Origin of the sequence: Porphyromonas cangingivalis (genome assembly GCF_900638305.1) — a bacterium.
Taxonomy (GTDB): Bacteria; Bacteroidota; Bacteroidia; order Bacteroidales; family Porphyromonadaceae; genus Porphyromonas_A; species Porphyromonas_A cangingivalis.
Genome location: NZ_LR134506.1, coordinates 1454326 through 1477336 on the forward strand (window position 1 = coordinate 1454326; position 23011 = coordinate 1477336).

Sequence of the window (23011 nt, forward strand, 5' to 3'; positions counted from 1 at the left end):
TGCTTTTCCTCTGAAATACAGCGTTTCAAGTAGCTATGTTTCATGACAAAGGTATAAATAAATCTTATACTAACAAACAAAAACTCAACTCGTTTTCAAGAAAAATAACACAGCAATCCGCCTTGACAAGTGGAGATAACGCAGAAAATAGGAAGCAAAATCAAGACAAGAATACAAAATCTATAAAAACGTTCACCTCTTTTCGTAAACACACAGCAACCAATCCGCCCCAAGAACCACACAATCGACGACAATCGACCGAACTCGATCACAATCGACTGTAATCGACTGTAACCGACTGCACACATATCCATACGAATTACCTTTGCCGACAAGCAAATGCGCTCATAGACATTTTGACAAAAAAAGACATACCGAACACGTCGAATGAAAGGAACAAAGACAAGACGATAAACCCACAGAACCGAGCCGGATCTCTCATCGAGAAACACGTAGTGTCACAAAAAAAGTTGTGTCGAACAAATCGACACAACTTTATATAGATTATTGTATGAGCCACGCTTTTACTTCGCAAAAGCAACAGAGCGAGTTTCACGAATAACGGTAATCTTGACCTGACCGGGATAAGTCATTTCATCCTGAATCCTCTTGGCGATCTCAGATGAGAGTTGCTCGGTACGGATATCATCCACCTTATCGGCACCGACAATGACACGAAGTTCTCGACCCGCCTGGATTGCATAGGTCTTGATAACACCGGGATAAGAGAGTGGAAGCTTTTCGAGCTCATTGAGCCTCTTGATATAAGCTTCGGCTATCTCCCGACGTGCCCCGGGTCGTGCTCCGGAAATAGCATCACAAACCTGCACGATGGGCGCAATGAGCGTCTCCATCTCAATCTCGTCGTGGTGTGCCCCGACGGCATTGCAGATATCGGGCTTCTCCTTATACTTCTCACAAAGCTTCATACCAAGAAGTGCGTGTGGCATCTCCGGCTCATCATCAGGCACCTTACCTATATCGTGAAGGAGGCCGGCACGCTTGGCTTTCTTAGGATTGAGACCAAGCTCGGCAGCCATGACGGCACAGAGATTGGCTGTCTCGCGAGAGTGCTGAAGGAGGTTTTGACCGTAGGACGAACGGAACTTCATCTTACCCACGAGACGGATAAGCTCAGGATGCAGGCCGTGTATACCAAGATCGATGACGGTACGCTTACCGGTCTCTATGATCTCCTCTTCGATCTGCTTGCGCACCTTAGCCACTACCTCCTCGATACGAGCAGGGTGAATACGTCCGTCTTGAACGAGTTGATGCAAAACAAGACGAGCAATCTCACGACGCACAGGGTCGAAGCATGACAAAACAATAGCTTCGGGGGTATCATCGACAATGATCTCGACACCGGTAGCTGCTTCAAGTGCACGGATATTGCGTCCTTCCCGACCGATGATACGACCTTTGATCTCATCAGAGTCGATATGAAAGACAGTCACAGAATTTTCGATGGCTGTCTCGGTAGCAATACGCTGGAGAGATTTGATGACAAGCTTCTTAGCCTCCATATTGGCAGTAAGTTTGGCTTCGTCCATAATCTCCGCGATATATGCCGAAGCATCACCACGAGCTTCATCCTTGATGGACTCGATGATGCGCTCTTTGGCCTCGTCGGCAGAGAGACCGGAGATTGTCTCAAGCTCTGCAAGGCCTTTCTTCTTAAGATCTTCGATCTCACCTTCACGCACCTTGAGACATTCTATCTGGGTCTGAAGATTTTCTCGAATGGCATCATTCTCTTTGAGTTTCTTAGAGAGTTCATCCTGCTTCTGCTGGAGAGCCTGCTCACGACTCTTGAGCTTGGCTTCGATACCCTGAAGCTTAGACTGTCTCTGGGAAATTTCTTTGTCGAGGTTGGACTTCTGCTTGATGAACTGCTCTTTGACTTCGAGCATTTTGTTCTTCTTGATCACCTCGATCTCTTCTTTGGCTTTCTGCATGTACTCGTCGGTCTTCTTGTCGACAGCCTTGTTCATCATCTTCCACATGATGAAGCCAAGAGCGACGAAGATCAAAACGAGCACGATGATCAGCACGTAAAAAAATGTATTCATCGTTGTTGTTCTATGTAATAAAAATAGCGTTAATCTAACTCAAAAAAATAAACAATCATGACGCATACCGGAGGATACGCGACAATCTTTTTTTCATGTAACGCTTGAGTAAGAAAAGAAGGTCATCAGTTCAGTCCTTGGGATGAGGATAAAGCACCTCGTCAAGTTTATCTCGAAGTCGCTCCAAGCGAATCCCGAGAGCCTGATCTTCGGCCTTGAGACGAGCATCCTCAACAATGGATGCAAAATGTAAGGCTGTGTACCTCAGCAGGTCTGCTTCGGTGGTCTCCGCCTCCCCATACTTCCTGCGGTACAACTCCAAGACCCTGCTCAACGCAACAGCTCCGGATCGAATCGCACCCTCGTCTTCCCTATCAATCTTGAGGGAAATGACCTCTCCGCCTACTTTAACGGTTATATCAAGTTTGTTGTAGGGCTTGGGGGTTCTGGGGGTGTTTGAAGTATTTGCACTCACAGCAGAAGCCAATATATCAAGAGGACATCACTCAAAGGGCCATGCCCCTCATCGACACGATGTCCTCATCATCGTCATACGTTCTTTTCCAAATAAGCGATACAGCCCTCCACCTCTTTCACAACGGCATCGATCTCTCGCTTGAATGCCTCCAACTGAAGGTGGGCATCAGGAGACTCTTGCAGTGCCATGGTTGCGACAGAAAGCTGTCGGCTCAGGTCTCGGATCTGAACGTCCTGCTCCCGGACAATGGAAGCAAGTCGATCCTTTTCGGCAGAGAGTATCCCCAAGTGTTCCGCTTGAGAATGACACAAGCGAATGAGCTGATCGAGTCGCTCCTCGACATCCTTTATCAGTCGTTCGTCTGTTCTACTCATGCCTACGCCTAAAACCTTGGACAAATATATGTAAAAAATAGGAGATTGCAAAAAAGTAAAAATAAACGCAAAGGTCAAGAACGTGACTCATCTCACCTCAAATTCCGTATTCATTGTAGAGATACAGTGAAGTTGTGAGGCTTTCATCGAATCACTTTTCACCGAAGATGAGCCGTGCGGTGTCAACGATTTCGAGACTTTTCGGCAACAATACCTTATTTGTCGTAACTTTGCGCCAATGAGTGAAAGGGCAGACTTAAAAAGATGGTTGCCCATCTCAAAAAAAGAGATGGATATGCGTGGGTGGGATGAAGTAGATATCATCCTATTCAGCGGTGATGCGTATGTGGATCACCCTTCATTTGCAGCGGCAGTCATCGGTCGCACCCTGGAAGATGCCGGCTATCGTGTCGCCGTCGTCCCCCAGCCAAATTGGCGCGACGACCTCCGGGACTTCAAAAAGCTCGGGAAACCACGCCTGTTTTTCGGTGTCTCTCCGGGAAACATGGACTCCATGGTCAACCACTACACAGCGGCCAAAAGGCTGCGCTCCGAAGATGCGTACACTCCGGATCGTCGCAGCGATATGCGCCCCGACTATCCGAGCATAGTATACAGCAAGATTCTCCGAGACCTATACCCCGAGACACCCATCGTGCTTGGAGGGATAGAGGCCTCACTCCGCCGTCTGACACACTACGACTACTGGCAGGACAAACTCTTACCGGGGATGCCGTTCATGAGCCAAGCGGACATCGTCATCTATGGCATGGGCGAGCTTCCGATCGTAGAGATTGCTCGACGCATAGAACAAGGAGCAAGCATCCGAGATCTCAGGGATATCCCACAGATCGCCTTCACGATACCCACCGACGAAGTGGAAGAGAAAGAGGACGACATCCTCCTCAACAGTCATGAGGATTGTCTCCGTGACAAAAAGAAATATGCTTCCAACTTCCGACACATCGAGGAACAGAGCAATGCCATGCATGCCCACAGACTCCTCCAAAGGATCGAAGATCGAACCATAGTCGTCAACCCTCCTTATCCAACCATGACCACGGAGCAGATCGACCGTTCGTTCGACCTGCCATACACCCGAATGCCTCATCCGAGATACAAGGGGAAGGTAATCTCTGCCTACGAGATGATCAAGCATTCGGTGAACATGCACCGTGGTTGCTTCGGAGGATGTGCGTTCTGTACAATCTCTGCGCATCAGGGGAAGTTCATCTCCTCTCGTAGCGAACACTCGATCATCAAGGAGGTCCAAGAGGTAACAAAAATGGAGGACTTCAAAGGCTACCTGAGCGACCTCGGGGGACCTTCGGCAAACATGTATCGTATGCAGGGACATCGGCTAAAGGCCTGCGCACGTTGCCTCAGGCCATCGTGCATACATCCGGACATCTGCCCTAACCTCAACGCAGACCACAGCCCTCTGACACAGATCTACCGCAAGGTGGATGCCTTGCCGGGAGTCAAAAAGAGTTTTATCGGCAGTGGGATTCGCTATGACCTCCTGATGCATGAGTACAAAGATCCCAAGCTTGCAAAAGCTACTGAAGAGTATACCGAGGAGGTGGTCTCAAAACATGTATCGGGAAGACTAAAAGTCGCGCCTGAGCACACCTCAGACAGAGTCCTCAACCTGATGCGCAAGCCGTCCTTCGAGCTGTTCAAGAAGTTTAAGAAAGCTTTCGATCGAATCAATGAAAAGCATGGTCTCAATCAACAGCTTATCCCTTACTTCATCTCGTCTCACCCCGGATGCCGAAGCGAAGACATGGCAGAACTTGCACTCCTCACAAAAAAGCTGAACTTCAAGCTCGAACAGGTGCAAGACTTCACACCGACACCGATGACAGTCGCAACGGTCATCTATTACAGTGGCTATCACCCCTACACACTCGAAAAGGTATATACAGCCATCTCAAAGGACGAAAAAGATGCTCAACGCCAATACTTCTTCTGGTACAAGCCCGAAGAGCGTCCACACATCATCCGCTCGTTGCAAAAGATCGGACGTCCTGATCTGATCGAAAAGCTCTTTGGCTCTACCCCACCCGGCTCAGAAAGGAAGTCTCCCACATCAAGAAAAAATCAAGAGAAAAAGGGGACTCCCCACAAGCGGAAGCCCCCTCGATCTGTGAGGTAGAACGCACCCTTATCGATACATACCCTCTATGAGATCGGCATAGTGTGCCGAGACGACTTTTCGTTTTGTTTTGAGGGTATTGGTAAGCATCCCATTTTCGACACTGAAAGGTTCGGTGAGGAGGACGAACTTCTTGACCTTCTCATACGATGCAAGGGTCTTCTGTCCCTCTTCGAGATACCCCTCGATGAGCGAATACACCTCGGGCATCTTTGCGAGTTCGTCGATGTCATCCGTGTCTATAGCCCTACCTTTGAGCTTCTCACGTACCACATCCCAAGCCGGATAAATGAGGGCACTGACGAAGTTGCGCTCCTCGGCAATGACCATGGCCTGCTCAATGTACTTGTTGGCAGAGATCAAGCCCTCGATCATCTGTGGCGCAATATACTTGCCGTTGGCGGTCTTATAGAGGTCTTTGAGACGTTCTTTGAAGAAGAGGTTGCCCTCTCCGTCTATCGTGCAGATGTCTCCCGTACGGAACCATCCGTCAGTCCCAAAAGCATCAGCAGTCTCCTCCGGCTTATTGAAATATCCTCTGGAGACTGTAGCACCCTTGACCATAAGTTCGCTCGTCTGAGGATCGACCTTGACCTCCACACCGGGAAGGACGGTACCGATGGATCCGAAAGCATTCTTCTTCGGACGACAGAAGCACACCGTTGCCGTCGTCTCCGTCAGTCCATAACCCACAACGATGGGGATACCCATGGCACTCAGTGCTTCATTGATAGGATCGGCAAGGGCTGCACCGGCAGTGGGGAAAAGCTTCCCTCGCTCGATACCCACATTTTTCTTCACGAGATCAAAGAGTTTCTTGGCAAAGAACTTGTACTTCATCATCAACCAAAACGGAGCTCTGCGCCCCTTCTGCCTGTACTCGAAGTGGTACTCCTTGCCGATATCGATGGCACTGCGCATGAGCTTCTGCACCCTGGGAGAGAAGGTCGAGATCTTCTCCTGCACTCCGATGTGGACCTTTTCCCAAAAGCGAGGCACATTGCACATGAAGTGAGGGCGCACTTCTTTAAGGTTGGTGAGGATCTCCTTGGGGTTCTCGCCTACGGCAACCTTGACCCCTCTCTGGAGGCAGAGGAAGACCCACATCTTCTCGAAGACATGCGTGAGGGGGAGGAAGTTCATCGAGATGTGTTTGTGCCCCATGTTCGGGATGGCTTCGACATGAGCGACAAGGGCATTGTAGATGTTACTGTGAGAGATCTCCACGCCCTTGCTCTGCCCGCTGGTGCCCGAAGTGTAAATAAGGCAGGCGATGTCAGAGAGCTCGCTGTTCGAACGCCGCAACTTCGCCTCGGCCTCCGCCGTGGTCGTGTCACCAAGCTTGAGGAAGTCCTCGTACATCAACGAAGTACGGTCGTCAGGGTGACGAATCACCGTGGGATCGAAGATCACGATATGCTCCAGCACTGCGCTCTCCTTCTTCACCTTGTAAGCATTGTTGTACTGAAACTGCGAACCGACAAAGAGGAGCTTGATCCTCGCATCATTGACGATGTACTCGACCTGTGCGGACGAAGAGGTCGCATAGAGGGGCACAGCGATAGAACCGATGCTGAGGGTTGCCAAGTCACTGTATATGAACTTGTCCATATTCTCCGAATACATCCCCACACACTCCTGTGATCCCACACCGAATTCGATAAGAGCCTGAGCTGTACGGCGCACATACTCATAGACATGGTTCCACGACTGTTTTTCCCAAACTTGTTTTTCTTTATTCTTGACAATGAGGCAGGTATCGTTACCGTTTTTCTTGTTCATCCTGACGGCAACCTCTGCCATGTGCGATATCTTGGTCATAGGTTTATTTGTGTTTCTTTTTCTTATATCATGGTAAAGGTACGCATTATTTATCAACCTCTTGACCTCCCCAAGCTCCACGAATACAGATATTCACGAATTAAAAGCCTCGACACCAAGATTTTTCGCTTTGGGTGAAAAAAGATGACTCTACGACCGAATGTTAATCGCAGGGTTATTGTTAAGTTTGTATTAAAATATAAAATCTATATATGAGCGAGAAAAACAATACCAAATCTGAGACCAACTCCAAATTCAGAGAGGGCTTGAATGAACTCCTGAAACAAACGAAATCTTTCATCTTTGAAGAAGCCCAAAGTATCATTCTATTCCTTATAGCTCTTCTTCTACTCTTTCTTTTTGAAGATGAGACGAAAGCTCTCTTTTACGATAAGGTCTTACCTGTCATGAATAGGATGAATTTTGGGATCGTAAGTTGGAGCATACTTTCTCTATTAGGCATCTTCCATCTTCACTATGTGTGGCAATGTGTGAAGAATAACTATCGAATTTCTGTATTCTCATTTCTACTTATCACACTTGTTATTATCCTCTTATTCAATGGTCTGCTATTAGATTATTCAAGTATAGAGATCCAAATACTCATATTTTTCGTATTAGTTGCCATTCTCTGCTTCTGGATGTTCTCATTCATAAACTTTTTCCCTTGTCAAAGTGGAACAGAGACACAAGCGGAAGAGGAAAAGCTTTTAAGTATAGACACTCCAATCAAAAATAAGGATGATGATCGCTTAGGCTTCTCCGAAGACATCGACCTTTTAATAAGCAAACTGCCTAAAGAGACAGAGCAGGCATACAGTGTAGGGATTGTAGGCTCTTGGGGTAGCGGAAAAACCTCTTACCTAAACCTCTTAGAAAAGAAGCTGAACAAAGAGCAGTTCATTGTCATCAAGTTTAACCCTCGTCATTCACTCAATGCTTGTACGATCCAAGAGGACTTCTTCCACGAGTTATTCTCAACATTGAAGAAATATGATTCGAGATTTTCAAGTTCTTTCAAGGATTACCTGAAAGCCATAAATATAATTGGGGAAAACAAGTTTTTATCCTCTTTCCTATCCATACATCAGCTTTGGAACAGTGGAAGAGAAAAACAAAAAATCAGTGAAGCAATAAAGAGACTCGGCAAAAGAGTGGTTGTGTTCATTGATGACTTTGATCGTCTTTTACGAGAAGAGGTCATTGAGGTGTTGAAGCTCATCGATGGCAATGCTTCCTTTTCTAATATGATATTCTTCGCAGCTTACGACAAGCAATATCTTAATAAAATCCTTGTTTCCGAAAACACCAGTGAAACGAAACTATTTAGTGATAAGTATTTCTCGATAGAGCAATCTATCCCCTTCATCTCGGAAGAGGCTTTGTGGAATGAGATAACTAAAATACCTTGTATGAACAATAATGATCCATATTTCAAGGAGCTATACGAAAAAGAGTCTATCTTATATTTCATCTTAAATCAGATACTACCTACTTTACGAGACCTGAAACGATTTTCAAATTTATTCTTACGATTTGAGAAAATTCAGAACGACGTAAATTTCAGAGACTATTTTCTCCTGATGCTCATTAAATACAATTGGGAAAACGAATACTATCGCCTCAAAAAGAAGCAATATCTCAACCCAACTAATAGTGAATGGGAAGTTATCAGTGAAAAGGTTGATATTAATGTAGAAAACAGTCATTTACTTAAGAAAATTCTACACCTACTATTTGAAAAGGAGGAAGTTACGATAAGAAAAAGAGGCCATATTTATAGGATCAAATCTATTCGAAGCATAAGAGCGTTTGAAATATATTTCCAAGAGAGAGTCAATAGCAACCTATCCTTTAACACTTTAGAACATCTTTTAAAAGAAGACGCTTGCAACTCCCTACCCATCATAGATCTTTGGTTTCAAGAAGGATATGATCGTGACATACTTGAATATTTGAGCTATTATGAAGGAAAAATCATGGACAAACATGATCTTTCTAAATTTCTATCAGTAGCTATTTATGCGTATGAAAAAGATAAAGAGATCAAATCTAAATCAGAGCAAAACAGTAAGAGCTTAGAGAAAACAGCACCAGATCAGAGAAAACCTTATACTCATGAATATACCCAATTAAAACCATCTAATTTTGAATGCTTCTCGCACCATTATATTTATAAAATATCACCTGCATCTGACCGCCTTTTTGCCTCCAATGAAGAATATAAAATATGGATCAAAGATGAGCTAAAAAAACTACATATACACTTATATTGTAGATGCGCCTTAGATATATCCGAACATGCACTTAATGATGATCATCCCTGTATTTCAAAACGCTTATTTAATCTATCTGAAGCTCGTGAGATTGTAAAAGATTCATTTTTAAACCTTATACATAAAGAACCTGAGATTAAGACCCGTCATATGGACTTATTGGAATCCTACATAAAACCCATGGAGAAAGAGAAAACAGAGTTGAACAAAGAGATGTTAGAAGCTGTAATAACATCACTGGACAATTATGGATCTGAAGAGTTCTTCAGGAAACTATTTGTCAAAATTCCACCTATGTATGAAGACTGTTTATCTTTTGGATTAACAATTCTTTCTGAGAAAATATTTGGGACAAAAGGGGATTTAGATAAATTCCTCACCGATCGAAAACACAGCATAAAAATCCCCGATAAGATCAAGAAATTTTGGAGCCTATACAAAGGAAATAATTATGAAGTGTTTTCCCTTTATGAAGATATCCAATATGATACGGAATGGCATCTTAAAACGGCGTGCAATAATTTAGAAAAGGTGTTAGAGATTGAGCACAAATTTGATGAATTAGTCAAGGATGGGAAAATAACATTAAAAAGAGCAGAGAGTTTATTAGAGACGATAAGAAAATTTCCAGTTAGGGTATCCAAATACCAAGATGTTGTAAACAAAATAAATCAAAAGATAGATGAGCTATCAAAAAGCTAAGAAGTAGCATATCAAAAGGATACCGTCTGTCTGTCATTGCGACACTCCTTCCCTCAGTTGAAAAAAGTTGTCTAACTTGTTTCGTCACCTTAGACGACTTTCGTTATCAAGTTAGACAACCTTTTTCGGTGAGTTATATATCTTGTTTTGGGGAGGGTTTGGAGTTGCGTTAGAGCTTGATGCTCAAGTCGCATGATTTGAGTGGATTACAACTCTTTCACCTTATGAGGATAGGGGATTAGCAAAAAGGCTATGTCACTTGCGTTGTGACATAGCCTTTTTGTTGTATGGATAGTCTCTTTTTTCGGTAGTGTCCGAAAAAGTGTGTAAGGTTAGTTCTCCCTTTTTCCCCTGGGGCATGCCCCAGGGGAAAAACTTTGAGTTTTTCGTGTTATTACTCATTACTCATTTATTTGGTACTCCACTCTTGGAAATAGGGTAACCTCCTAGCATAAGTCCTTTCAGTCATTTCTCGGGCTACAGAGCCCAAGAGAAAGACGACGGCATCAGCCGAGGGTAGAGCCCCACGCATACGCAGCGTACGCTTATAGCTGCGATTGAGACGCTCCACCCAATTCGTCGAGTAAATCATACGACGAACACCCTCCGGGAACATCAGGTAAGTGAAGTAGCCTATATTGCGAGGTGCCGACAAGGAGAGCAGGCTCCGGTAGCTTTTCCCCCAACGTTCTGCAAATGTACACAATTTCTCAAATGCCTTGATGGGTGTAAGACTTGTACCCGAGATCGGAAACAAGTCTTCCAACTCTTGTCTCATCTGATCCTTGTCCCTCTTCGATACGGCATTAAGTGCGTGACGCTTGAAATGAACGACACACAGCTGATGGGAGGAGTGAGGGAAAGCCGAGGCGATGGCTCGTTCAATCCCCTGTAAAGCATCTGAGATGATCAGGTCTATACGTTCGACTCCACGTGTTTTGAGGGCTTTCAACTCTGCCTCCCAATTCAACGCTCCCTCCGTGGGATGATTCACCACACAAAGCACCTCCCGACTACCGTCAGGAAGCAACCCCAACATCGTGTAATAGGCTTCCTGAGCCACACGATCCTCCCGCCGTGTGTAGGTAAAGGTAGCATCGATGTACACCGCCAAATAGTGGGGCGACAGTTGGCGTTCCAACCACTTGTAGATCTCCTCTTTACTCGTGTTCGAGAGAAAACTGACTTGCTGCTTGCTATAGTGATAGCCGTAGATCCGTTCGCACACCGAACCAATGTCTTCGCACGAAAGGCCTCGGGTATAAAGCTCGTGAAACAACAAGGCTCGTTCGCTCTCTTGGCTGGAAAGGATTCCCAAAATCAGGGGTTGGAAATTGCCCGAACGTGTTCGAGGAATCCGTAATTCAAAGCTACAGCCGTAGCCTCGCCATCGACGAGGACGGAAACCATTGCATTGTTCACCCTCATGCTCTTCGACAAAGAGAGCACGTTCTTGCTTCGAGAAGGTGTCCAATAGTACACGGATAAGTTCGTTAATACCTGCCTCTGATGATAGCATTTCAGAAATAAATGCCGACTTTTGTGTTGTTGTAAGCTCCATTGTTCTTAGGTTTATTTTTTTTCTTACCTCAAAGTTAAGGACTAATGGGGCTTACACACTTTTTTAGGACAGTATCGTTGAAAAAAGTTGTCTAACTTGTTTCATCACCTTAGACGACTTTCGTCATCAAGTTAGACAACCTTTTTCGGTGAGTTATATATCTTGTTTTGGGGAGGGCTTGGAGTTGCGTTAGAGCTTGATGCTCAAGTCGCATGATTTGAGTGGATTACAGCTCTTTCACCTTATGAGGATAGGGGATTAGCAAAAAGGCTATGTCACTTGCGTTGTGACATAGCCTTTTTGATGTACGGATAGTCTTTTTTCTCAGTTTGAATACATGTGGATGCTGTCAGAGGCGGAGGGGAGGAAGTTGACGCCGTACCAGCACATCTGGAGGAAGAGGAAGCTGACGATGAGGATGATCGCCGACTGCTTGAAGCGTTTGGGGTGGAAACGGCGGTGGTGGATGTACAGCATATAGGCAGCCATGGTTATCGCCGCCCAAGTCTCTTTGGGATCCCAGCCCCAATAAGTGCCCCATGCCTGCTTTGCCCAGATCGCCCCGAGGAGGAGTCCGACGATGAGAAAGCCTGTGCCCGTATAGACGAGGTTGTCCGTGACATAGAGGCGGTGAGGGTCTTTATCCTCCTTTTTGTAGAGCATATAGATCGCCAGCAAGAGGGCTGCGCCGAGCATCCCGTAGGCGAACATGTAGGAGATCACGTGGGGGACGAAGAAGGGGCTTTCGAGGGCGGGCATCATCGTCTTGGAGTGGATCTCGGGCTTGAAGATATTGATGCAGATAAAGACCGTCGAAAGGACGGTCGAGAAGCCGAGGATCCAGCGATAACGCCAACGGCTGTAAACGATGAGCCCTGCAATGATGACGAAGAACGAATACCAGAGCCGTGTCTCGCCCATAGTGCGCATCGGTGGGCGTTCGAGCGAATGCCACATCCCTGCGATGTACACCCCGAAGACGATGAGTGCCAGGACGGTGACGGTGATGGCAGGGGCAAACTTTTCCTTAAATCCCAAATAAGCACCCAAGGCACAGATGGCTACGGTCGGGAGGGCGAAGTATATGAAGTCGTGCCAGTCGAGGAGGAAGTTCATAGGGCTTCTTTCTTTTTGTCGTGAGAGATAGGACCGAGAAGGAGGCACAAGGCACCGAGGAGCATCATCGCTATACCGACATAGACGGGGAGGAGCCATGGGTCGTAGACGATCTCAAGTTCGGACGTCGTGCTCCATCGCCCACGTTCGCGGTCATAACCGAGCTGATAGATGTACCAGTTGCCGTGGCGGAGAGGGTGATTGACACGGATATCGTACTTGCCCACGTCTCCAGCCTGAGTGTAGTAGACGATGTGAGAGGTGAATTGCTTGGGCTCACGCTCGGGCATGACGATGGCGAGAGAGTCGGTCAACGAGAGTGAACGGTAAGGGAATAGATAACTCCCTGAGCTCACCCAACCTTCGTAGGCTTCGTCACCTCTCGTGGCACGCACCCGGACGGATGCCGCACCTCCGGTGGAACGAAACTCCTTGAACACAATGTCTGTCGCACCGACAAGGGGGGCAGAGAGAGGGAGGTGTTCGAGGATTTCGATCTGCCAGTCGAGAAGTCGGCCTCGGGTGAGGGTCGAGTCGATGAGGAGATGCTCGGGACGCCCCTTGGGGACGAGTTCGCCCGTGGGGAGGTCGAGCAGCATGAGTTTGGGCGGATATTCTTGGAGGTCGAAGTGTTTGAGTTCGAGCGCAAGAGGGAGCTCCACCATTGCTCTGGTGAGGTTGTCCGTAGCACGCCACTCGGGTTGGTCACTTTCGCTCGAAAGCACCATCGTGAACCTCCGCATCTCTGACGAAGAGATGAGCCCGAACAAGAGGAAGAGGTACAGCCCTATATGGTTGAGGGCAAAAGCGACATCCCTGACACAGAGACTGAACCTCAGCAGACGGTAAGCCGTGGCCGTGGCAAGGACGAGCAAAAAGTAGGCATAGAGCAGGAGGAAGGCTCTCGACTCAAGCATGGCACTCAGCCCTATCTTGTGGAACCAACCCGATAGCCCCGCTGCCATGCCTGCAGGGATCTGCTTCGTGAAACCCACGATAAGTGTCAGGACGATGAAGGCAGTCAGGGCGGAGAGGGTCGCAGGGCCTCCTGCCAAGAAGGGTCTCCGTCCCTTGCGTTTACCCATGAGAGCCACACCCACACCGATGAGAGTGATGGCTATCCCTGCGATGATATTGGTCGGAAAGGCGAAAGCCGTCCGAGGTGCAGGTCCGAGGATGAGCTGCATGACCCACCCTATGATGATCGGGATACCGACGATGGCGAAGGCCTCCTTATAGCCCCATTTATTGTTCCACATCTGAATGATCTTTTTTTCTTCAACAAAAGCATCTGCCCGACAAGACTTCCTATCGGTCATTTATCTCTAACTACACCTAAAACACTTCGAAGACAAAGGGCTGTATCACTCTCTCGAACACGGAGTACAGCACCGATCGGATGGCGACACACAACGGTCCTTATTCCCTCACAATACACTACTTCCGCACAAAAGCCTGTGATGTTCATAGCCTAATGACACCACAGGCTTTTGTGCGAAAAGCAGAAGTACATGAAACTTATTTCTTTGCCATATAGAGACGCCCCTTAGCCTTGGCCTCTTCAAGCCACTTTGGAGCTACGGTCTCCACAAACTCCTTCTTCTTGCGATTAAGTTCTTTGGGATTAAGCCCGATATACTCCTGAGCCTTCTCCTTGGTCGAGATGTCTGGTAGAGGTACTTCATCCGTATAACCATGTTTCGCCAAGACACGAGCGATCGACAGGCGTGCGGCCATCGCCTTCTCGAGACCTGCGCTGAGGATGCGCTGACACTCTTGTGGTGCGTGGAACGATCCCCCATGGCTCGCTACGACATAGTCCCATCTCCACTGCGACTGACGGATGAGCTTCAGAGCCGAAGCCATCTCAGCCTCTGTCGCACCCTTCTTCCACGCAAACTCAGCTTCGATGTGAGCTCGGAGGAGTTCGTTCTCAAGCGTATTACGAGCCTCCATGACCTTATGCTGACGCTCATAGACATTCTGACGAAGGGTCTCTTCACTCTCACGGTGGCACACCTGACAGGTACGATCGATATACCTTAGTGGGCTGGTGATGTGGTGATCGCTGAACTTGATCCCCCCCTCACTCATATAAGGCATATGGCAGTCGGCACAAGACACGCCCCTCTGACCGTGGATCCCTTGGGTGAAGAGCTCGAAGTCAGGATGTTGAGCCTTTAGGATGGGAGCCTTGCTCAGCGGATGGATGTAGTCGTAGTATTCAAGTCCGTCGTAATACTTCTCCGCATCCTCCATGGTCATCCCTTTGTCCCAAGGGAAGGTGAGATACTTGCCATCCGGCTTGAAATAATACTCCACGTGGCACTGGGCACAGACGAGAGAACGCATCTCCTGGTGTGTCGCCTTGGTGATGTCTATACCTCTGCGCTCGAAAGCCTCCACGAGGGCAGGACGAGAGATATGAAGATCCATTGTCTCCGGGTCGTGACAGTCGGCACAACCGATAGGATTGACGATCTCGCTACCAAGCTCGCTCCACTTCGTCTTGTAGAAGTTGTCCACCCCCATCGCCTGCATCATACGAGGGACGTCGGGGCTCTTACACACCCAGCAGGTACCGGGCTGAAGATCACCCTCACCATCCACACCCGGATTGCCGGTGCGGAGGATGTCGATCATGTCATGGATGGCGTGCATATGCCCCCGAGGCGTGTTGTACTCCCGAGAGAAAGCATAGCCCGCCCAGAAGATCACCATCTGAGGACGTTGGGCAAGGACATCGACGGGTTGGCTGCCGTTGTACTCCGAAGTAAATGTGGTATCGGCAGTATTCGTCCAAGTGTCGTACTGTCGTGGATAATTTTCTCGATAGATGCCATTACGAGACTCAAAAGGCGTGAGCTCCACCTTCTTATTGGCATAGATGGACCGGATCTCTGCTCGTCGCTCGGTCACTGAAGCAGCCAGCATACCAAGCAAAAAGACTACGACAACGGCAGCACAGAAAAGCAACCACCCCTGCCAGGATTTAAGTCGTCTTTGATTTTCTTTCATAACTTGTAGTCTTACTTATTGGGTATTATGTTATTTCGTATCGTTCTTACGGACTGCCTTACGGAGCCAATCCGGCACAGGAGACTTGGGGAAAGGCACCCTTGCCGCAGGAGTGGCCGAAAGCCCTATCTTACCACCATGAGGGACATCCCGATGACAGTCCCAGCAGGCTTGTTCGGAGCCCTCCTTGATCTGTACGGGGCAGACACGGCCGGAGTGGACGAACTCCTGATTGAGTTGAGAGTGACAGCGTACACAGTTTTGGTAGATGACAGCCTGGCTCTCCGGGATCGCCTGCATCGCCTGAGGCTCGCCCCTCATCGTGAAGACATAGGAGTGACGGAGACCGTCCTTGGCCTTGAAGAAGTATTTATGGAAGATCGACGTGTGAGGGACATGACAGTCGTTGCAGGTAGCATGGAGGGCGTGCGAACTGTGGTTCCAAGTCGCATAGTAAGGCTCCATGACATGACAGTTGATACACACCGAAGGTTCATCACTGAGATAGCTGTATGCCTTCGACATATAGACAAGGTAGACGACCAGTCCCACTACCGTGCCTGCACACAGCACTGCAACTATCTTGGCACGATAGGTAGGTAAGAAGTAGTCTCTGAGACGTTGCCAACGTGTTTTTATCTTCTTCATAATCGAGTTCTGTGAAGTGAGGGCCTCAACACTCACTCGGGAAGGAGTTTTTCCTGTGCTTCATCATTACATCCCGAGTCACATCCTAAAGATATAATTTCTTTGCAAGAAAACAAACAACATCGACCTTAAAGCCCTGATTTTAACACCTCAACGACACAATATAAGGACCTTCCCATACAGAGTTCGACGAAAAAATGCTCATTCAAGAAAAAAAAACAACGCCCTCATCATCCGAGATATGGATGATGAGGGCGTTGTACTTATACCATGTTGTTGCGAGCAGAAGGCTCACGACCTATCACTTCGAGAGGGGCGTCACCTTACCTGTAAAGAGGAGCATCTTTCGAAGCAACCTCTGCTCAGCCATCCTGACGTCCAACACATCTTCAATGTACTTTGCGATACTGCCATGCCGACGGATGAGCGTCCCCATGACAGCATTGAGATCACTCTCACGACAACGGTAGTACTCTGTGAGACTCTCCTGCACCTCACTCGGATAAGTGTAGCCCGAAGGTACCATGCGAGAGGCGGAGAGTACTTGGTTGGACTCCAAGTACTCATGAATGATGTCGTTGTGGCTGACATCGAGGATGCACTGGATGAGCATGACGAGGAAGCCTACACGATCCTTACCCAGCCTGTCGGAGATAAGGATGGGATAGTTCTTGTGATCAAGGAAGAAATGCAAAGCCTCGGAGAACTGGGCTTTGTTCTGATAAGCCAGGTCGGTGAGATACTGCACCTGCATATCCTTGACCATATCCGGCGTGACATCCCCGTCAAGGATATGGCTGAGACGCTTATCGTAGTTACAAGGCACTATCGTGGGGATGATACGTGTCTCCACCCCCGGGAGGTCTCCATGATTTTCTTTGTGGTCGACGGATTCGGACAAGATGAGACGAGACTTGATCTTGAAGTTGTCTATCAATGCAGAGTCCCTATCGGTCATGCCAAGCAAAGCACCCGAACGAGCGATCATACCCCACCTCACGGGGTATCCGCTGGCGGTGATATAGCCTCCCATGTCACGCATATTGATCGAGCTGTCGGTGATGGGGAGTCGCGCAGCGGTGATGGCGGCCTGCCTGTCGTTGAAGACAAGGAGGAAAAACTTTCGAGAGACATCATCCGAAGCATCATAGGTCGCCATCTGATTGGAAATCATCTCGGTCATCATAGGCGAATCCGGGAAGCGGTGCGGGTTATCGGAGACAAAGATATCCACCTTGCCCTCCATCAGGGGCAAGGTCTCCCAGTGAATGACATAGTCTCCCACCTCGTTTCGCCTGGTATGGGTGTCTATGAAATGGGTTTGGGGTGCACAAGAAGTATGTCCTGATATTGCGACGAAAACACAAGACAAAAACAACAATCGATGCCATATCGATTTATATTTTGTTATGCACATAAAGCCTCCAAATGATCGAAAGTATAACTCTTAGATTTGCAGAAAAAAGGTACCTTTGCGAGGATTGTTCATCTCTCTACAAAACCTTCGGGTACAAAGATAATTAGAAGAATGAATTATCATAAACGCTTTGAGCTTTTTTACATTTATTAGAGATGTAATAGCACTATTTGCCAACCGGAGAATATATTTTGCACCCCCAAATGGGCTTGACAGCTCCCATCAACAAAAAACAATATGCCCCCCACCTCAGATAAATCAAGCGACACAGCCATCGTGCTGATCAATACGGGATCACCCCTCGCACTCACCCTCAAAGAGGTGCGACGCTACCTCATCAACTTCCTCACGGATCCTCGCATCATAGGGCTCGCTGCTCCGTTGCGTCACGCACTTGTCAGAGGCATCATTGCCCCTCTGAGAGCAAAGAAGTCCATCAAGAAGTACGAACGTATCTGGACAGACGAAGGACCACTCCTAAGGCTCTACTCCCATCGCCTTGCCAATAGGATGGAGACTCTCTCGGGTATCCCTGTCCGCTGTGCGATGAGGTACGAGCACAAGACAACAGAGATCATCCTGCGCGAACTCGTCTCGATGGGCAAGCGAGAGATCATCCTCGTACCCCTCTTCCCTCACTATGCGATGAGCAGTTACGAGACGGCGGTACTCCATGTCAGAGACATTGCACAGAAGTTGGGTGCGGAGCGACTCTCCCTGCGTTGTGTAGCCCCCTATCATGATCATCCTCTCTATGTCGAGAGTCTGGCTCGAAGCATCGCCACACAGACTCGTCCGGGAGATCACCTACTCTTCTCTTTCCACGGCATCCCACTTTATCAGGTGAAGCCCTACGTAGGCCAACCGATGAGAGACTATCCCCGACAGTGTAAGGCAACGGTGCGAGATGTGCTGGAGCACCCTGCCCTCTCCACCATCGATGGATTGACACACGAGATCTGCTATCAGTCACGTTTCGGTCATCACGAATGGCTCTCCCCTGCGACGACAGATCGCGTGAAAGCCCTACCCTCGGAGGGAAAGAAGCGCATCGTCGTGGTCTGCCCCTCCTTCATCTGCGACTGCTTGGAGAGTGTCGACGAGATCGGCTTCGAAGCAAAAGAAGATTACCTCCATGCCGGGGGCGAGGAATTGGTCTTCATCCCCTGTCTCAACGACAGTGAAGACATCGCCAAAGCCCTCTTGGATGTCGCATCTAATCCCTTATCTCTCTCCGAAGTCCTCCCGGCGGGTCTCTGACGTCTCGCCCGGAGAAGGGGAGCCCTCTTTCTCACGACCGATAAGTGAACGGCTCTAATTGGTGACAATCATAACCCACGGGATAAGAAGTCCACACTTCTTCCCGTGGGTTTTCTGTGTCTATGAGGCTCGACCCAAAAGCACAATACCCGAAAGCACAACAATATATCCCGACAAAAAAGTCGTTTGACTTGATGACGAAAGTCGTTTGACTTGTTTCATCAAGTCAAACGACTTAATTTCGACCCTTCCACAACCTTTTCCGAAAGCCTGACACTACTCGATGAAACAAGTCATACCTCTTTGATTGATAAGCCAAAGGCTGTTTGAACTCTGTCGTGGCGAAAAAAGTCTGTAAAGATGGGGACGGGAACAAAAAAAAACGCTTTGCCGCCTCCGGCACTTCATTTTGAAATGAGAGGGGATTTGAGGAGCTACCTGCTCCAAAAGGAAGAGCCGTCGACTACCACGTAATGGGTAGCCGACGGCTCTCGTAAAGGTGGGAGCGGTCGGGGGTCGACCGCTCCTTATGTAGTCCGAAAGGATTGCGCTTATTCAGCTGTTTGTTCGCCTTCGTTCCAGTTCATTGCAGCGAGACGCTTGTAAGTTGTATATCTGAACTTAGCGTTTTCTTCTGCAGCCTTGAAGAGTTCTTCTGCTTCGGCAGGGAACTGCTTGAGGAGTGCGTTGTAACGAACCTCTCCCTTGAGGAAGTCTTGGAAGAGTTCCCACTGTGGTTCCTTCGAGTCGATCTGGAATGGATTCTTACCTTCAGCTTCGAGCTGTGGGTTGTATCTCCAGAGGTGCCAGTAACCACACTCGACCGCACGCTTGGCTTCATTCTGAGTCTTACCCATACCTGCACGGAGACCGTGAGAGATACATGGAGAGTAAGCGATGACGATAGATGGTCCGTCGTATGCTTCGGCCTCCTTGATCGCCTTGAGGGTCTGAGCCTGGTTCGCACCCATTGCGACCTGTGCCACATAAACGTAACCGTAAGTGGTCGCAATGAGACCGAGGTCCTTCTTACGGATGCGCTTACCTGATGCGGCAAACTTAGCGATAGCACCTACCGGTGTAGACTTAGAGCTCTGACCACCTGTGTTTGAGTACACCTCGGTGTCGAGGACAAGGATGTTGACGTTCTCACCACTTGCGATGACGTGGTCAAGACCACCGAAGCCGATATCGTATGCCCAACCGTCACCACCGATGATCCACTGTGAACGCTTCACGAGATACTGTGACAAGTCACGGATGCCCTTGCAGTCAGGACAGATACCTGCAGCTACGAGCGGACGGATCTTCTCTGCGAGTTCTTGAGTCTTGGTACCGTCATTGCGGTTGTCAAGCCACTCTTGGAGAAGGGTCTTGAGTTCGGCAGGAGCGTTTTCGTTTTCGATGAGGTTCTTAGCGTGCTCAGCAAGACGATCGCGAAGCTTCTCTGTACCCATGAGCATACCGAGACCAAACTCTGCGTTGTCTTCGAAGAGAGAGTTAGCCCATGCAGGACCGTGCCCCTTTTCGTTTACGGTGTATGGAGTAGAAGGTGCCGAACCTGAGTAGATAGACGAACAACCTGTCGCGTTCGCTACCATCTGACGGTCACCGAAGAGCTGTGTGATGAGCTTGACGTATGGTGTCTCACCGCAACCTGCACATGCTCCGGAGAACTCGAACAGAGGCTGAGAGAACTGTGAGTTCTTGACATTAGCCGATACATCGACGAGGTGCGCCTTAGACTTGACAGACTTGACAGAGTAGTCCCAACGTGGCACTTCGTTCATCTGGCTTTCGATAGGCATCATTTCGAGGGCCTTACCATTCTTGTTGCCCGGACAGACATCAGCACAGTTGCCACAACCGAGACAGTCGAGGACATTGACCTGAATACGGAACTGCATATCTGCAAATGGCTTACCGATAGCCTTGAGAGTGTCGTAGCCTTCGGGCTTCTTGCCTTGCTCTGCCTCGTCGAGGACGAATGGACGGATCGTTGCGTGAGGACAGACGAATGCACACTGGTTACACTGGATACAGTTCTCTGCCTTCCACTCTGGGACGAACGCTGCCACACCTCTCTTTTCAGAAGCTGCGGTGCCCTGATCCCAAGTACCGTCTTCGCGACCCTTGAATGCCGATACAGGGAGGCTGTCACCTTCTTGTGCATTGATGGTGCGTACGACATGGTGGATGAACTCTGTATCGCCTTCGTGCATCACCGGAGCTTCGGGCTCAAGTGTAGCCCACTCAGGCTTCACAGGGACTTGGATGACTTCTGCACCACGGTCTACCGCAGCGTAGTTCATGTTGACGATGTTTTCACCCTTCTTACCGTAGCTCTTGACGATGAACTTCTTCATCTGTTCGACTGCGAGTTCGTAAGGGATGACGTTTGCGATCTTGAAGAACGCAGACTGGAGGATGGTGTTGGTACGGTTACCGAGACCGATCTCTTGTGCGATCTGTGTCGCATTGATCATATAGAACGAGATATTGTTCTTGGCAAGGTAAGCCTTCACCTTGTTTGGCAAGTGTTCTTCGATCTCATCAAGACCCCAGATGGAGTTGAGGAGGAACGTACCGTTTTTACGGAGACCCTTGGTCACGTCATAGAGACGAAGGTATGCCGGCACGTGGCAAGCGAGGAAGTGAGGGTTGTTGACAAGATATGTCGAACGGATAGGTGTGTCACCGAAGCGGAGGTGAGAGCAAGTGAAACCACCCGACTTCTTAGAGTCGTAAGCAAAGTATGCCTGGCAGTACTTCTCTGTGTTGTCACCGATGATCTTGACAGAGTTCTTGTTCGCACCGACGGTACCGTCAGCACCAAGACCGTAGAACTTAGCTTCGAAACCGTTGTCAAACTCCAACTCCTTCTTGACAGGAAGTGAAGTGAACGTAACGTCATCGACGATACCGATGGTGAAGCGGTTCTTAGGCATATTCATCGCGAGGTTGTCATACACTGCGAGGATCTGAGCAGGAGTGGTATCCTTGGAAGATAGACCGTAACGACCACCTACGATAAGAGGAGCATCCTTCTTGCCATAGTAGCAGTCCTTGACATCGAGGTAAAGAGGCTCACCGTTGGCACCGGGTTCCTTTGTACGGTCAAGCACAGCGATGCGCTTCACGCTCTTTGGCATAGCCGCCAAGAAGTGCTTTGCAGAGAAAGGACGATAGAGGTGAACGCTGAGGAGACCCACCTTGCGACCCTTGGCCATGAGGTAGTCCACTGTCTCGCGGATGGCTTCTGTCACCGAGCCCATAGCGATGATGACATCTTCAGCATCCTCTGCACCGTAATAGTCGAAGAGGTGGTACTGACGACCTGTGATCTTTGCGATCTCATCGAGGTACATCTGTACAGTCTCCGGTACGGTGTCATAGAATGGGTTGGATGCTTCACGAGCTTGGAAGTAGATGTCGGGGTTCTGAGCAGTACCACGAGCAACAGGTGCTTCGGGGTTGAGTGCTCTCTTGCGGAACTTCGCAAGTGCTTCCTGGTCGATCAGTGGAGCTATATCCTCCATGTTCATCGCTTCGATCTTCTGGATCTCGTGTGAGGTACGGAAGCCGTCGAAGAAGTGGACGAAAGGTACGCTTGTCTTTATGGTTGCCAAGTGTGCGACTCCGGCGATGTCCATCACCTCCTGCACCGAGCCCGAGCAAAGTTGTGCAAAACCTGTCTGACGCACAGACATCACGTCCTGGTGGTCACCGAAGATAGAAAGGGCTTGAGCAGCGATGGCACGAGCCGATACGTGGAAGACGCAAGGCAATAGCTGACCTGCGATCTTGTACATATTAGGGATCATCAAGAGAAGACCCTGAGAAGCCGTAAATGTAGTGGTGAGCGCACCTGCTTGGAGCGAACCGTGAAGGGCACCGGCAGCACCGGCCTCACTCTGCATCTCTTGTACTCGGACGGTCTCTCCGAAGATGTTCTTACGGCCGTATGCAGCCCATTCGTCCACATACTCCGCCATTGTTGTCGAAGGTGTGATAGGGTAGATCGCAGCTACTTCGCTGAACATATATGCGATATGCGCAGCAGCCTGATTACCATCACAAGTAATAAATGTTTTTCCCTTACTCATAGCA

At 48.6% G+C, this 23011-nt stretch carries 14 protein-coding genes; 3 read left to right on the forward strand and 11 right to left on the reverse strand.

What is annotated here, in order from left to right:
* Positions 1-524: 524 nt before the first annotated feature.
* The 3 genes from rny to EL262_RS06055 form a co-directional block, all read right to left on the reverse strand.
* Complete coding sequence (rny, locus tag EL262_RS06045; RefSeq protein ID WP_420875240.1) at positions 525-1997, reverse strand: ribonuclease Y; 1473 nt, start codon at positions 1995-1997, stop codon at positions 525-527.
* A 205-nt stretch (positions 1998-2202) separates the two neighbouring features.
* On the reverse strand, positions 2203-2547 hold the full coding sequence (locus tag EL262_RS06050) for a cell division protein ZapA (RefSeq protein ID WP_159100516.1): 345 nt from the start codon (positions 2545-2547) through the stop codon (positions 2203-2205).
* Between the two features lie 74 nt (positions 2548-2621).
* The gene (locus EL262_RS06055; RefSeq protein ID WP_025838018.1) at positions 2622-2924 is read right to left on the reverse strand and encodes a hypothetical protein; all 303 of its coding nucleotides are present in this window, start codon (positions 2922-2924) and stop codon (positions 2622-2624) included.
* A 238-nt stretch (positions 2925-3162) separates the two neighbouring features.
* Here EL262_RS06055 and EL262_RS06060 point away from each other — a divergent pair, with 238 nt between their 5' ends.
* Positions 3163-5082 carry a YgiQ family radical SAM protein gene (locus tag EL262_RS06060; RefSeq protein ID WP_025838015.1) on the forward strand — a complete coding sequence of 640 codons (1920 nt, stop codon included), beginning with the start codon at positions 3163-3165 and terminating at the stop codon, positions 5080-5082.
* 9 nt (positions 5083-5091) lie between these two features.
* Here the strand turns inward: EL262_RS06060 and EL262_RS06065 are convergent, their stop codons facing one another.
* Positions 5092-6903 (reverse strand): AMP-dependent synthetase/ligase, encoded by a 1812-nt coding sequence (locus EL262_RS06065; RefSeq protein WP_025838013.1) that lies wholly within the window; start codon positions 6901-6903, stop codon positions 5092-5094.
* 212 nt (positions 6904-7115) lie between these two features.
* Here EL262_RS06065 and EL262_RS06070 point away from each other — a divergent pair, with 212 nt between their 5' ends.
* The gene (locus EL262_RS06070) at positions 7116-9881 is read left to right on the forward strand and encodes a KAP family P-loop NTPase fold protein (protein ID WP_025838011.1); all 2766 of its coding nucleotides are present in this window, start codon (positions 7116-7118) and stop codon (positions 9879-9881) included.
* A gap of 409 nt (positions 9882-10290) precedes the next feature.
* On the opposite strand, the gene EL262_RS06075 is transcribed toward EL262_RS06070, so the two are convergent.
* The 6 genes from EL262_RS06075 to EL262_RS06100 all read right to left on the reverse strand — a co-directional run bounded on the left by EL262_RS06075 (position 10291) and on the right by EL262_RS06100 (position 17509).
* Positions 10291-11442: an IS256 family transposase gene (locus tag EL262_RS06075; protein WP_126464378.1), complete on the reverse strand. Its 1152-nt coding sequence runs from the start codon at positions 11440-11442 to the stop codon at positions 10291-10293.
* 324 nt (positions 11443-11766) lie between these two features.
* Complete coding sequence (locus EL262_RS06080) at positions 11767-12558, reverse strand: cytochrome c biogenesis protein (RefSeq protein ID WP_078735705.1); 792 nt, start codon at positions 12556-12558, stop codon at positions 11767-11769.
* A complete protein-coding gene (locus EL262_RS06085) occupies positions 12555-13817 on the reverse strand; it encodes a cytochrome c biogenesis ResB family protein (protein WP_025837512.1) in 1263 nt (420 codons plus the stop codon). The genes EL262_RS06080 and EL262_RS06085 overlap by 4 nt, the downstream gene beginning before the upstream one ends.
* A 259-nt stretch (positions 13818-14076) precedes the next feature.
* Positions 14077-15576 (reverse strand): ammonia-forming cytochrome c nitrite reductase, encoded by a 1500-nt coding sequence (gene nrfA / locus EL262_RS06090; protein WP_025837510.1) that lies wholly within the window; start codon positions 15574-15576, stop codon positions 14077-14079.
* Between the two features lie 30 nt (positions 15577-15606).
* Positions 15607-16224 (reverse strand): cytochrome c nitrite reductase small subunit, encoded by a 618-nt coding sequence (nrfH, locus tag EL262_RS06095; RefSeq protein ID WP_025837508.1) that lies wholly within the window; start codon positions 16222-16224, stop codon positions 15607-15609.
* 301 nt (positions 16225-16525) lie between these two features.
* Entirely contained in the window at positions 16526-17509 is a 984-nt protein-coding gene (locus EL262_RS06100) for a tyrosine-protein phosphatase (RefSeq protein WP_025837506.1), read from the reverse strand.
* Positions 17510-17878: 369 nt separating this feature from the next.
* Here EL262_RS06100 and hemH point away from each other — a divergent pair, with 369 nt between their 5' ends.
* Positions 17879-18901, forward strand: coding sequence for a ferrochelatase (gene hemH / locus EL262_RS06105; RefSeq protein WP_025837505.1), 1023 nt, complete (start codon positions 17879-17881; stop codon positions 18899-18901).
* Between the two features lie 551 nt (positions 18902-19452).
* Here the strand turns inward: hemH and nifJ are convergent.
* Positions 19453-23007, reverse strand: a complete 3555-nt coding sequence (gene nifJ, locus EL262_RS06110; RefSeq protein WP_078735703.1) for a pyruvate:ferredoxin (flavodoxin) oxidoreductase — start codon at positions 23005-23007, stop codon at positions 19453-19455.
* Positions 23008-23011: the final 4 nt, after the last annotated feature.